At 45.1% G+C, this 14141-nt stretch carries 12 protein-coding genes; all 12 read left to right on the top strand.

Annotated elements, in window-relative coordinates; translation table 11 throughout:
* Positions 1 to 455 precede the first annotated feature (455 nt).
* The 12 genes from ACFO4O_RS07240 to ACFO4O_RS07185 all read left to right on the top strand — a co-directional run bounded on the left by ACFO4O_RS07240 (position 456) and on the right by ACFO4O_RS07185 (position 14122).
* Positions 456 to 1292, top strand: a complete 837-nt coding sequence (locus ACFO4O_RS07240; protein WP_382406935.1) for a flagellin N-terminal helical domain-containing protein — start codon at positions 456 to 458, stop codon at positions 1290 to 1292.
* A gap of 714 nt (positions 1293 to 2006) precedes the next feature.
* Positions 2007 to 2831 carry a flagellin N-terminal helical domain-containing protein gene (locus tag ACFO4O_RS07235; RefSeq protein ID WP_382406933.1) on the top strand — a complete coding sequence of 275 codons (825 nt, stop codon included), beginning with the start codon at positions 2007 to 2009 and terminating at the stop codon, positions 2829 to 2831.
* Positions 2832 to 2962: 131 nt separating this feature from the next.
* Positions 2963 to 3469 (top strand): flagellar protein FlaG, encoded by a 507-nt coding sequence (locus tag ACFO4O_RS07230; protein WP_382406931.1) that lies wholly within the window; start codon positions 2963 to 2965, stop codon positions 3467 to 3469.
* A gap of 14 nt (positions 3470 to 3483) precedes the next feature.
* Positions 3484 to 4926 carry a flagellar filament capping protein FliD gene (fliD, locus tag ACFO4O_RS07225; RefSeq protein WP_382406929.1) on the top strand — a complete coding sequence of 481 codons (1443 nt, stop codon included), beginning with the start codon at positions 3484 to 3486 and terminating at the stop codon, positions 4924 to 4926.
* Between the two features lies 1 nt (position 4927).
* Complete coding sequence (gene fliS / locus ACFO4O_RS07220) at positions 4928 to 5341, top strand: flagellar export chaperone FliS (RefSeq protein WP_382406927.1); 414 nt, start codon at positions 4928 to 4930, stop codon at positions 5339 to 5341.
* Entirely contained in the window at positions 5341 to 5655 is a 315-nt protein-coding gene (locus ACFO4O_RS07215) for a hypothetical protein (RefSeq protein ID WP_382406925.1), read from the top strand. Before fliS ends, ACFO4O_RS07215 begins: the two co-directional genes overlap by 1 nt.
* A 3-nt stretch (positions 5656 to 5658) precedes the next feature.
* On the top strand, positions 5659 to 9246 hold the full coding sequence (locus ACFO4O_RS07210) for a motility associated factor glycosyltransferase family protein (RefSeq protein WP_382406923.1): 3588 nt from the start codon (positions 5659 to 5661) through the stop codon (positions 9244 to 9246).
* Positions 9239 to 10237, top strand: coding sequence for a UDP-N-acetylglucosamine 4,6-dehydratase (inverting) (gene pseB, locus ACFO4O_RS07205; RefSeq protein WP_382406921.1), 999 nt, complete (start codon positions 9239 to 9241; stop codon positions 10235 to 10237). Before ACFO4O_RS07210 ends, pseB begins: the two co-directional genes overlap by 8 nt.
* Positions 10238 to 10251: 14 nt before the next feature.
* Positions 10252 to 11397, top strand: a complete 1146-nt coding sequence (gene pseC / locus ACFO4O_RS07200) for a UDP-4-amino-4,6-dideoxy-N-acetyl-beta-L-altrosamine transaminase (protein WP_382408263.1) — start codon at positions 10252 to 10254, stop codon at positions 11395 to 11397.
* Positions 11394 to 12086, top strand: a complete 693-nt coding sequence (gene pseF, locus ACFO4O_RS07195; RefSeq protein ID WP_382406919.1) for a pseudaminic acid cytidylyltransferase — start codon at positions 11394 to 11396, stop codon at positions 12084 to 12086. Before pseC ends, pseF begins: the two co-directional genes overlap by 4 nt.
* A gap of 88 nt (positions 12087 to 12174) precedes the next feature.
* On the top strand, positions 12175 to 13215 hold the full coding sequence (gene pseI, locus ACFO4O_RS07190) for a pseudaminic acid synthase (protein ID WP_382406917.1): 1041 nt from the start codon (positions 12175 to 12177) through the stop codon (positions 13213 to 13215).
* A gap of 55 nt (positions 13216 to 13270) precedes the next feature.
* A complete protein-coding gene (locus ACFO4O_RS07185) occupies positions 13271 to 14122 on the top strand; it encodes a pirin family protein (protein ID WP_382406915.1) in 852 nt (283 codons plus the stop codon).
* The last annotated feature ends 19 nt before the right edge of the window (positions 14123 to 14141 follow it).

Below are 14141 nucleotides of genomic sequence, written 5' to 3'. Positions count from 1 at the left end.
ATTTGGCGATAGCAGCCCTCATCATCTTCCATACGCATATTAACTTGACTTATTACGAGAGCAGCGCTCAGTAAGCCCGTCAATTTGTTGTCAAAAATAAATGAAAAAATTCAACGCACAAAATGCGTGAAGGATAAGTGCGGCCTGAAAAAGGCTATCAAGGGAAGTTGAAGAATATATACGCTGAACTGCCGACTGACAGGAATGATGCCAGGAGGTAGTGAGAGGTATGAGGTCTGGAACATCATACCTGCCGTCAGCAAAGAGCTTTCGCTCTGTTACAGCATATATGCTTCATCAAATGTAGTGAACAGTTGATGAAATGAATCAGTCCATGATTCCATATGTACAAAGCACAATGTGTGCCATAAATGAAAACTTTAGCCGCTTAAATGCCAAGTGATACAAAAAGAGCAGGGCGCTAAATATTTACTGAAAATCGTTAGGAGATTGTTATGTCTTTATTCGTTAATACTAATATATCATCACTCAGTGCCCGTCGTTATTTGTCGGACACCAATACCAATTTAAGCACGGCTTTTGAGCGTTTATCTTCTGGGTTGCGCATCAACAGCGCTAAAGACGATGCGGCAGGTTTACAGATTTCTGACCGCATGACCTCGCAAATTCAAGGTCTAGATCAAGCAGTGAGAAATGCCAACGACGGGATATCTTTATCGCAAACTATAGAGGGCGCGATGACTGAAATTACTAACGCTTTGCAGCGCATACGAACTTTGGCAATACAATCTCAAAACGGGATTAACTCAGACGCGGACCGCGGTGCCTTACAAAAAGAGGTGTCGGCTTTGAAGCTTGAAATGAGCCGAATTGCGCAAACCACCCAATTTGGGGGAGTGGACGTTCTCAAGGGCGGGTTTTCAGCTAAGTTTTTGGTAGGTGCCAATGCAGGTCAAACAATCAGCGTAAATGTTCAGCGTACCGATGGGTATGGAACGTCTGGATTGTTCGGCGCGAGCGCGGCAACATTGTCGGTGCTAACAACAGTCGGTGCATCAAGAGCGCTCACGGCAATAGACAACGCCATTGAAGCCGTAAACGGTAAGCGCGCAGACTTAGGTGCAATTCAAAATCGCTTTCAGTCGACCATTCGTAACCTCAGCAATATATCTGAAAACGTATCAGCTGCCAGAAGTCGAATTAAAGATACAGACTTTGCCGCTGAAACGGCAAATCTTACCCGCCTGCAAATTATTCAGCAGGCCAGTACCACTATTTTGACGCAGGCTAACCAGCGTCCGCAGGCCGCATTGTCTCTTCTACAAGGCTAATTATTAGCTAGATAGATATATAGATAAATAGTACAACGCAGTATGCAAAACCGTATTTATTCGACAGCGTAAAGCAGTAATAATCCGATTTGGAAGGCTTGAGAGGCCCAGTAAATTGCCAAGGAAGGCGGCTTTATCGCGGAATATCGTAAGTAAAAGGTCGACTAACAAGACTGAGAGTGTAGGACATTTGGTTGAGAGGCCAGTACTTACGTTCTACAATCCTGCCAGTCGACGGAAAAGTTTGCTCCAACTCCTAACGTGAGCAATTTGGTCGAGCCACCCCATGGCTCGGCCTTTTTTTCTTGAACAGAAATAAGACTTGCTAACAATAAATATAAAGCATGGTCTGTGCCAATTTTTCCGAACTCACAATTTTCATTCGTACTTTACTTTTGGTCATGCCCCCTACAAGCCCTGCGGCATCTCAGCCTAGTTGCTTCGTTTACGCGTACGTAGTCGACGCAAGCCTGAGTTTTAATACTTTATATTTTTCAGTTGCTTATAAATTACTTGTCAATTTTTTCAAATTTCCTCTAAAGAAGCTGTTGGCGCTGCCGATACCCTTAGTTGAGAGGTAATTCATTCAAAATTTGAATTACTAAAAGAGGTGTATTGACCCCGGGAGTAGTGACCTAAGGTTAATATAAAAAGAAAAGTAGCCAGCGCAAACGCCATGTTCACGTTCACGCAACGCTGGCTTATGGAGGTAGTATGTCAATATTCGTCAATACAAATGTGTCTGCGCTTAGCGCACAGAGGCAGTTATTTGATTCTTCTAACGCATTGAGTCAATCATTCGAGCGTTTATCCTCAGGCCAGCGCATCAACAGAGCGTCAGACGACGCTGCAGGGCTGCAAATTACAGACCGCATGACGTCGCAAATTCAAGGTCTTAATCAAGCGGTACGTAATGCCAATGACGGCATTTCTGTGGCGCAAACTGCAGAAGGCGCACTTGGCGAAACCACGACTATCCTGCAGCGCATGCGGCAGCTAGCAGTGCAGTCACAAAATGGTATTAATTCGGCAGACGACCGGGAAGCGCTCAACAAAGAAGTTTCTGCGTTAATATTAGAGCTATCGCGTATTGGTGCTGATACCCAATTTAATAATAACAACATCTTAGATGGCACTTACTCTGCTAAATTTATGGTGGGTGCGAATGCAAATCAAAATATTTCAGTTAATTTATCGCGCACGGGCGGGTTTGGTGCTTCTGGTTTAGGCGTTGGCAGCGTTAGTGTGTCGACCGTTACCGGCGCGTCGGGTGCAATTGCTACTTTGGATACTGCGATTTCGGCCGTTGGAGCAGCCAGGGCTGATTTGGGTGCGGTGAGTAATCGTTTTGAGTCTACTATCCGCAATATATCGAATGTGTCTGAAAACTTGTCGGCGGCTAGAAGCCAAATAAGAGATACCGATTTTGCCGCTGAAACGGCAAACCTGACTCGTAATCAGATATTACAACAAGCCTCGCTCTCTATTTTAGCGCAGGCCTCACAAAGCCCTCAATCAGCATTAGCATTGTTGGGGTAGTATTCGCGCAGTTAGTTAGACAAGCCGCACGGCAAAAGTTGCGTTGAACGGGCGGTTCACCGGCAAATCTAGGTGCAACCGCTCTTCCTTTTATTTACTTAAAATGAAGTGACAAAGCGTAGGAGTAAGTTATGGATAATATTAATTCGCAGATTGGTCAAAATATTGCTAGGGAACAGGCAAGTATTGTGAATGAAAAAACATTTAACAGTAACAATTTAGTAGGCATGCAAACAGGCGTAAGCCAGTTCACGAGAAGTGAAAATGCAGCGCTTACTCAACAAGTTAGAAATTTAGATAAAAGCGTCTCGCAGTTGCCTGAGCAAAAGCGTCTCGAAGAAGAGAAAAAGCTAAAGAGTCAGGGCCTTTCAGCCGATACACTGACTAGAGAGGAGACGGTAGATTTATCAGATGAACTTGACGGAGTAGGGGCGTTTCTGCAAAGCAAGGGTACAGCGATATCCTTTAGTGTGGATGAAGCGACCGAAAGGCAAGTAGTGACTGTTAAAGATGCGGCAAGCGGAGACGTTATACGGCAAATACCTTCCGAAGAGGTACTAAATTTTGCCGAGCGGATTCGAGATTTACAGTCTGATGTTGGCACAAATAAAGGAGTGTTGATAAACGGACAAGCTTAATTATGAGGTAGCACATGAGCATTCAATCTTTAGGTGTAGGATCTGGTTTAGACCTTGAGGGTCTTGTTAGAAATTTATTAGCAGCCGAGCGTGGTCCTAAAGAGCAAAGGTTGAATGCTCGTGAGGAAACCCTTGACCAAGAGATATCCGCCCTTGGTAGAGTAAAGTCAAAGCTCTCAGAATTTGAAGATGCCATGAAGGCTTTACAAGAGTCCGACAATTTAAGCGGACGCGACCCTCAAATAGATAACCCCTCCGAATCTAATGAACCCATTACCGCAAGCCCGGGCAACTCGGCTGTGACCGGTGAATATCAAATTGCAGTAGAACAGCTCGCCCGTGGCAGTCGTATTGAGACTGCAGATGCGGCTTTTGCTGATTCAGATGCGGTTGTGCTGAGCTCAGGCACAGCAGACCTCACCTTCAAAATTGGTAATACAGGCGATACGTTTACCATATCTGTAGCCGCTGGCACTACGCTCGAAGAGCTTCGCCAGCAAATCAACGATGACGAAAATAATTTTGGTGTTTCGGCCAATATTATCAATACGGGCACCGCTGCCGGTGGTTCCAAATTGGTCTTCACTTCTAACGTCAGTGGATTGGGCAACGATTTACAAATTGTAAATGACAACGATAACGCAGAACTAAATGCGCTATCAACAAGCAATTCAACAGAAACGACCACCTACCTAACGCCAACGCTAAGCGCACAAAATGCGATTGCAACGGTCGATAATATCCGCGTTGAAAGCGACACGAATAAGTTCGAAAACACTATTCAGAATGTTAGGTTTGACGCCAAGTCACTATCCGACAGAGATGCCAATGGCGACCCTATTGCATCAAAACTCACTATTGGCTTTGACACGGAAAACTTAAAAGAAAACATCGATACCTTTATTGAAAAGTACAACAGCCTTGTTGATGAACTCGACAGACTGACACGCTACGGCGAAACCGATGAAGACGAAGACGGCGCGCTCGCCGGTGATTCTATGGTAAGGGGAATCCAGCAAGGTTTATCTACCTTGTTAGGAAATAGCGTGCCTGGGTCAACAATTGGTAGCTTATTTGCATTAGGTATTGAGCTGACCGCTGACGGCAAGCTAGAAATTGGCAGCACAGACTTTGGCCTAGGCTCGGGCTCAAAACGCCTAGACGATGCTTTGGCCGATAATTTTGATGATGTCGCAAAACTGTTTTCTGGCGAAGACGGCATGGCGACACAGCTTATCGCGTTTACAGAAGAGTACACTCAAGGCTCCAGTTTAATTAAATCGCGTGAAGACAGCATTAAAGAGCAGCAGGGCAACCTTGAAACAGAAAGAGAACAGTTTGAACTAAGAATGGAAAGCTTAGAGTCAACGCTTCGCGCTCGCTATTTAAGTTTAGATTCAACCATTGCAGACCTGCAGAACACCGGTAATGCATTGTTTGCAGCATTAGGAAACTAGTATGTCATTAAAGGCAATAAACGCTTATAAGAAAGGCACGTTAAAACAAGATATTATTAACGCTGACCCGCATAAATTAACGCTAATGTTAATGCAAGGGGCACTTGATAGACTTGCCTACGCCAAAGGATGTATCGAGCGGAGCGATTATCAAGGCCGTTCTGAACACCTGTCAAAAGCCACCGCAATTTTCATTAATTTGCGCGACACTTTAGACCTTGAGGTAGGCGGCGATTTTTCTGAAAACCTATATGCGCTATATAATTATTTTTTGGAAAAGCTATCGACCATTTCCAGTGAAAATGGCGCTGATGTGATCAGTGAAGTGAGCGAATTGTTCTTGCCCATCAAAGACGCTTGGGCGCAAATTCCAGAAGCGGCCAAACAGCAGGCTTATGCGCAATCTGGCATATAATGCGCCAACTTCACCTTAATCATAACCACACCCCAGAAGAATTAGCTACTATCAATGAGGCACTTACTAAGTGCCTACTCGTTGATGAAGTAGATGAAGCACACTTGCAGATATTGATTGAACAACGCAAAAAGTTGGTCGATAAATTGCTTAAGAGCATGAACATACAGCAGCAAAAGCTGTTTGCACAAGATGAATTACAAACAAATCAACGCTTAGTTGACCATGTAACTTGCTTGCGCAATACCGCAAAAAAGGCCTTAGCCAGCGTTGCTAGTTCATCTCGAGCAATTAAACAATATCAACAAGTGTGACTAATGCAAAATGATATAAGACTTCACTTAGCAGACGACGAAGAAAAACAAAACGAGATTGAAGCTGCCCATGCAGCATCTTTGCAGGCGCGCTTTGACCTTAACTTGGCTGCATTTCTACGGCATATTCCCAGTATCGGCGAAAAACTGCAGCACACGCCACTCAAGCAGTACAGCATCTTTTTAGATAAGCACAGTCAAACCAATATTGTTGAAATACGCACGGGCACCACCTTTTATCATTTTGACGTTGATAAGGAAATCAGGCAGCAAGTTCAGCAGATCAGTTGCCATAGCGCATTGGTAAACTATAAAGCGGGTCAAAATTCTGGCACGCCTGTGAGCGGATTTGACGAATTTTTAAAGTACAGCACACACCTTAGCGAAAAACTTGAGCGCGCTTGCCCCGACACTTTAGTTGTTTTTGGCATTGGCAAGGGCACGCATATTGAACACTTGTTCGACACGCAAAAAGCGCAGAACATTGTTATATATGAGCCTAACTGGGAGCTTTTTTACTGCTCGCTGTTTTGTACCGATTGGCACCTTATTTTAGACGAGGCTGCGCGGGCCTCCAGACGATTATTTCTTCAGATTGAACAAAATGCTGCAACGCTCCACGCCGATTTAAAAGAGCTAGCCGACGCGTTTGATATCAAGCAAATCTTATTTTTTAAACATTACAACGAAGCGAGCTTCGACCACGTCATAAATGAACTGCGAAGCGGGCGCCATGCAGTCCTGATGCATCCTAGCGCGGCACAGTTTGAAAGTGATTTTAAGCAATGGGTGCCGCCCTGGACACCATCGTTCGATGTGTCTGCATATGCATGTGCCTCAAAGCAAAGTGAACGCTTTAAAAACAATATTCAGGCCTTCACCAAATACTTTCCAGCCTTGGCAACGACGTTTTCTGAATATCAGTGCCAAGCGTGGGAGCCCATTGTGCATATGAAAACTGGCTGCGTCGCTCTATTTCACAAGCGCAGCTGTACGGTGTTTTCCATTGAAGATACAAAGCGCCACGGCCGCGAGATGTTTGCTCACTTTGCTAAATATCCCAACCAAGATGGTCTGATTTTTGGTTGTGAGAGCGTCAAATTAAAACACTATATGCACAATATCTTCATTAGGCGAGCTAACACCGTTCTTACTCATCAAAAAGATGAAAAGGGTGAACTGCCTGCAAATATCAAGTCACTCATTATGTTTGGTTTAGATACCGGCTATGCCTTTGAGGCATTTACAGAAAAAACTGAGGTGGCAAATCTGTTTGTATGCGAGCCCAATCCTGACTTTTTCTTTGCATCATTGTTTGCCATCGATTGGTTATACCTGCTTGAGCATATCGATAAGACTGAACGGCGTATATATCTCAATATCGGTGAAGCGAGTTCTAACTTATATGCCGATATTAATTCTCAGTTTCTAGCGGCGGGACCTCATTTACTCGCTGATACCTACTTTTATCAAGGTTACGACAACGCCCTGTTAAGCCGCATTATAAAAGACTTAAGAGACCAGCTCAGAATTACCTTTTCATTAAGTGAAAATTTAGACCATGCTCTTTACGGTATTGCGCACACGCAATACGCGCTGGAGCATAAAGTACCCGCGATGGCCGCGAATGCCTCTGGGCATATTACAAAGCGCACACGGGGCCTGCCCTTATTTATTGTGGGAAATGGGCCGTCGCTAGATGACACCATTGAGGTGCTAAAAGCGCACAGAGAACAAGTTTTAGTGGTTAGTTGCGGTACAGCCTTACAGGCGCTGCATCGTTATGGCATTACGCCGGATTTTCATGCTGAGGTAGAGCAATGTCGAGCCACCTTTGATTGGGCCTCTCGTATAGCAGACCCGGCCTACCTTAAAGCAATTACGCTGGTGAGCGTAAATGGCATACACCCTGATACTTGCGCGCTTTACAAAGACACTTTGTTTGCGTTTAAACAAGGTGAGTCCTCTGCAATGTCTGCACTTTCCATTTTGGGTAAGGAGCGTTTTGCAACCTTAAACAAAGCTTACCCAACGGTGACCAACTTAGCCGTTAATTTTTTCTTGGAGCTGGGCTTTACCAATCTATATTTGCTCGGAGTCGACCTAGGTTTTGTTGATTATACAAAGCATCATAGCCAACAATCTGGATATTTTGAAAACGGGAAGCAGATTTATAATTACCAAGAAAATCTCGCAAAAAGCCTACCTGTAAAGGGGAATTTTAGACCACAGGTATATACCAAAGCTGAATTTAACATATCGCGGATGATGTTGGAGCAAGCCCTTGCGCAGTATAAGGCCGATTGCTTTAACATGTCTGATGGTGCTTACGTGAGTTCAAGCACGCCGCTGCACGCGGACGAAGTGCTTATCATCAACAAGCCAATTGACCGTGAAGAAGTGATTGTTGATATCAAAAACGGATTTGTTGTGGTGCAAGCTAATATCCGAGATTTATATAAAAGCGCGTTCAGCCAAACTATTCTAAACGACGAGATGGACAAACTCAGCGCTATTTGCAGCGCCGAGTTCTGCAACAAAGAAGACATAGAATCGCTTATTGAAGCCGCCGGTGAATTAATCGACGATAACATCATTAAAGGCCGGTCTTTATTTATTTATTATTTCTATGGTTCTTTAAATTATTTGCGGGCGACCTTGAGTAAGGCGCTCATGTCATCAGATGAAGAGCAGGCTTTAGAAGTTGCCAGCAACATACTTCGCTATTGGAATAGGCTGTTGAATGACGCAAAGCTGATGCTTAATCACAATGGGTGGTTGCTCGATACCAGTACCTCCTTTGCGGAAAAGCGCGAGATGTTAATGCTCTCTAGCGACACCGTCACGTTTACGGCCTTTGATGCTCGCTTGGCTGCTTACATTACAAACAGTGAGTATGCACAATTTGAACATCTACTTGAGTTTTCAATGCCCTCAGAGTGTGAAAAACACTGCGTATTTTTAACAGAGGTCTGTGATGTTGACCGTGTTGTTGCTTCACTTAGCAGTGGGGCCAATAGCCGTCTTACAGAGTCTGGAACACAAGAGAGAATGTTGTTTGTCTATACCGACGCACGTCTCTATAAAACCATTGATAACAAGCTAAAACACTTGCTTCCCGTCAATGCTGCGCTAATGTATGTGCCGTTTTGGTTGAGCGCAAGTCAGCAGCAAACATCTGAAGATACGCGTATGCCGCTCACCGCTCTTGACGATGCTTTGCACTTTCTGCTCGCCCGAATAGACGACGCCTTGCGCTTTACCCATATCGTTTTTCGTGCCCGATTTGATGAAGCTGGCTTGATTCATGCTTATGCAAATAAAAAAGACGAATACAACTGTGAAGCTGTTGATTATTTGGCGGCCTGTTTTGAACCAGCGCTCACCAGCACACAGGCTTATTCGTTCTTTCGATACATAGCATACATAGAAACAGATGAGCCAGAGCCAACATTATTGGACGCTTTGGGCAATAGAGGACTGCATATACCAAGAGATATCCAAGCTTATGAGCTATTGGGTGTTTGGTATAAATCTTCACAAGCTGAACAGATTCGCAGTGACTTACAGGAGCATATAAACAGTGTTTGATAACAAAAGTATTTTGATCACCGGCGGCACAGGGTCATTTGGCAAACGATTTATTCAGCATATTCTTGATAATTATTCGCCCAAGCGACTGATTGTATATTCTCGAGACGAACTCAAGCAGTTTGAAATGCAGCAAAGCTTTAATCAGCCGATGATGCGTTATTTTATCGGCGATGTAAGAGATAAAGACCGCTTAGTAACGGCAATGAAAAACGTAGATTTAGTGGTGCATGCAGCCGCACTTAAACAAGTACCGGCGGCAGAATACAACCCTAATGAATGTATTAAAACGAATATTAATGGTGCGCAAAACGTCATAGATGCAGCAATAAGCAACGGTGTTAAACGAGTCATAGCGCTGTCGACAGACAAGGCGGCCAATCCTGTAAACCTGTATGGCGCGACCAAACTGGTGTCGGACAAATTATTCGTTGCCGCGAATAATATTGCCGGAGCCGACGGCCCTATTTTTGCGGTAGTGCGCTATGGTAACGTGGTGGGTTCGCGCGGTTCTGTTGTACCGTTTTACAGAGACCTAATAAAGCAGGGAGCAACAAAGCTTCCGGTGACTCACGAAGCGATGACGCGCTTTTGGATCACGCTCGATGACGGCGTTGATTTTGTCATTAAAAACTTCTCGCGCATGCAGGGCGGCGAAATATACGTGCCGAAAATTCCGTCTATCCGAATTTTAGATTTAGTTGAAGCGATGCAAGGGCATCGTGAGCATGAGATTATTGGTATTCGTCCAGGCGAGAAGTTACACGAAGTTATGGTGCCTGAAGAGCTCGCGCATCATTGTGTTGAATTTGACGACCACTACGTTATTACGCCGGCAATTAAATTCAGTGGGGTGCATGTTAACTACGCGCACAATGCCCTGAATGAAAAAGGCAAGCAGGTCACAGAAGCCTTCGAATATCACTCGGGTACTAACCCTCAGTTCTTAACGGTTGAACAACTTGTTGAATTAGATAAAGTAACGGTATGACAGATTCACAAAAAATGATTTCTTATGGCAAGCACAACATCGATGCAAACGACATCGACGCGGTTGTTGACGTATTGCAAAATCACTTTTTGACGCAAGGAGCAAAGGTCCCCGAATTCGAGCAAGCGCTTTGTGCCTATACCGGTGCGAGCTTTTGTACGGCAGTGAACAGTGGTACGTCAGGGCTGCATGTTGCTTGCTTGGCCTTAGGCATTGGGGCAAAAGATATTGTTTGGACCTCGCCAAATTCCTTTGCAGCCTCTGCCAATTGTGCCCTTTACTGCGGCGCGGATGTAGACTTTGTTGATATTGACCCGCAGTCGCGCAATCTGTGCCCAATAAAGCTCGAACAAAAACTTTTGGCAGCGCAACAGGCCGGTAAACTGCCTAAAGCATTGGTGCTGGTGCACTTTGCAGGACAAAGTTGCGATCTGCAAACTATCCATGCTTTGTGCTCCCCGCTCAATATCGCCATTATAGAAGATGCTGCCCACAGCTTAGGGGCTCAATACAATAACAAGCCTATAGGAAGCTGTGAGTTTTCTGACATGGCCGTGTTTAGTTTTCATCCGGTAAAGTCGATTACCACCGCTGAGGGCGGGGCGATTGTGACCAATAATGCAGACCTCGCACGCGCCTGTGCGCTGTTTGCTAAGCATGGCATTACCCGAGACCCAGCATTGATGCAGGGCGAGATTGACGGCCCTTGGTACTATCAGCAGTTAGTTTTAGGCTATAACTATCGTTTAAGTGATATGCAGGCGGCACTTGGACTGAGCCAGTTAACACGCTTAGATGACTTTATTGAGCAGAGAAGAGTCATTGCACAGCGGTATTTTGAACGCCTCGCTGATTTACCTTTAGCACTTCCGCAAGCCAAGGTATTGCAAAGTAGCAGTTGGCATTTGTTTATGGTTGAGCTCACCGAGCATCAACGAAAAAACGTGTATCAACAGCTTCACGACTTAGGCATTGGCGTTAATGTGCATTACATTCCCATCCATTGCCATCCTTACTATCAGGCGCTTGGTTTTGAACGCGATGATTTCCCTGCTGCGGTCAAATTTTATGAAAATGCCCTGACGCTGCCGATATATGCTGGGCTAAGTGCAGCCGAGCAAGACAGGGTTATTCTTGCTTTGCAGCAGGTACTGCGGTGAGCGGTACCAAGAGTTTTGCGCTCATACCGGCTAGAGGCGGCAGTAAGCGGATTCCCAAAAAGAATATTAAACCCTTTCACGGCAAGCCAATCATTGCCTATTCTATTGAAACTGCGCTTAATTGTGGCTTATTTGATGAAGTGATTGTATCAACCGATTGTGAACAAATCGGTGAACTCGCATTGCAGTACGGCGCTAGCGTGCCGTTTTTGAGACCTGCGGATATAGCGGGCGACCATGCGACCACGGGCGCGGTAATCGCCCATGCCGTGCAGTTTATGCAAGATAAAAACCCTGAATATTCACACTGTTGCTGCATCTACCCCACCGCACCCTTTTTACAAGCAAAGTATCTAAAGCAGGGACACGATGCCTTGCTGTCTGACCCTAGTAAGATGTTTGCCTTTTCGGTGACTGAATATCGCTTTCCTATACAAAGAGCTTTATCTATTGAAAACGGTGAAATAGCGCCTGTTTCGCCAGAATTTAGCAGTACACGGTCACAAGATTTACCGGCTAGGTATCACGATGCTGGTCAGTTTTATTGGGGAACACTCGCAGGGTTTTTGTCAGGTGAAGCGATGTTTTCAAAGCAAGCTAGTCCGGTCATTTTGCCATCTTATCTTGTCCAAGATATCGATACTCCAGATGATTGGAAGCGCGCAGAGCTCATGTTTTCGAAGCTTTAGAAGTAGTTAGCCAATGCGCCTTCGCAGCGAATATATCAGTTACACATATATCAATTACACATGTATCAATGAATAGTTTGGAGCCTACATGTTTACAGTAAACGGACAAGCCATCGGCAAGCGGCTACCTCCTTACATTATTGCAGAGCTGTCGGCCAATCATGGCGGTTCTATTGAACGAGCAAAAGCGTCTATACAGGCGGCAAAAGCCGCTGGCGCAAGCGCCGTTAAAATCCAATCCTATACGCCTGATACGATGACAATTGATTGCGATAAACCAGACTTTCAAATAAAAAGCGGCTTGTGGAAGGGAAGTAGTTTGTACAGCTTGTATAAGCAGGCATACACACCCTACGAATGGCACCAAGAACTGTTTACTTATGCCGCGCAAATTGGTATTACGCTTTTTTCTAGTCCTTTTGATGAGACTGCCGTTGATTTATTAGCCAGTTTAGACGCGCCAGCCTATAAAATCGCGTCATTTGAGCTGACCGATATTCCGCTAATTGAATATACTGCCAAGCAAAAGCGACCGATGTTCATGTCGACCGGCATGGCGAGCTTGGCAGAAATTGCTGAGGCCGTTCAGGCATGCAAGCAGCAGGGCAATGATGAAATATTGTTATTTCATTGCATCAGTAGTTATCCCGCGCCCACCGAAGAATCAAATTTGTTAAATATTACCGCGATTGCCAAAGAATTCGACGTTGAGCTTGGCCTTTCGGACCATACCATCAGCAATCTGGCGGCAATAATGTCTATCGGGCTTGGCGCAGTGGCAGTTGAAAAACACTTCAAACTGGATGATAAAGACTGCGGCCCAGACGCTAGCTTCTCTTTGTTACCATCGCAGCTAAGTTCTCTGGTACAAGACTGCCAACAAGCATCACTTGCATTAGGCGACGGTGATTTTGAAAGAACCAAGGCTGAGAGCGACAACAGTAAATTTAGGCGCTCACTTTATTTTGTTAAAGACTTACCCGAGGGTGCGCCAATTACTCAAGATGCAGTAAGAAGGATTCGCCCAGGTTTTGGCTTAGCCCCTAAACACCTCGACAAGATTATGGGGCAATCGCTAACAAAAGCGGTGGAGCGGGGCGACCCTGTGACCTGGGACTGTTTTTCATAGCGTCTTATTGACAGATGCAGTATCGTAATAGCGACTCAAACAAAGGGACGGTATTATGGCAACATTACTGATTGCAAAAGAGCATGATTTAGGCGGACTTACCGTCAAGCGAGTGCTTCCGCACATGCAAAAAAAGATGATTGGTCCGTTTATCTTTTTCGACCACATGGGACCAACATCATTTTCTGCGGGCCAAGGTATTAACGTTAGACCGCATCCACATATTGGGCTTTCTACACTCACTTATCTATTCGAAGGCAGCATATTACACCGCGATTCTCTAGGAAATCATCTTGAGATATTTCCAGGCGATGTAAATTGGATGACGGCCGGTAAAGGTATTGTGCATTCGGAGAGAGAAACCTTTGAGGTGCGCGCTAACCCTCACGCGATTGATGGCCTTCAGTGCTGGGTCGCACTCCCTGAAAAAATGTGCGAGCTTGAACCGAGCTTTCAGCATGTTAAAAAACAACAGCTTCCTACTCTAACAAAAGAAGGCGTGATGATGCGTCTGATTGTGGGAGAAGCCTATGGCATGAGTGCGCCAATAAAAACCTACTCTCCTATGTTTTATTTAGACGTTGCTGCGTGTGCCCAAAGCTTTATTGAGCTTCCCCATGCCGATCAAGAAACCGCCCTTTATGTTATATCCGGTGAAGTTGAGGTGTCAGGCAAGTGTTATAAAAAAGGTGATTTTGTACTATTTGATAGCAACGACACCGGGTTTAAATTTGTTGAAGCCGGAAGAGTTGTGTTGTTAGGTGGTGAAGCCTTCGAGGTAGCGCCGCATATCACTTGGAATTTTGTCGCCTACAGCAGGGAGAGAATTGACCAAGCAATAGCGGACTGGCGAGCCGGCAGGTTTCCTGATGTGCCCGATGACAATAAAGAGTTTATTGAGTATTAGGGCGTGTTATTTGCTAAGC

Origin of the sequence: Glaciecola siphonariae (genome assembly GCF_042652645.1) — a bacterium.
Taxonomy (GTDB): Bacteria; Pseudomonadota; Gammaproteobacteria; order Enterobacterales; family Alteromonadaceae; genus Glaciecola; species Glaciecola siphonariae.
Note: the sequence above shows the minus strand (reverse complement) of the source record. Positions and strands in the feature narration are given on the sequence as shown.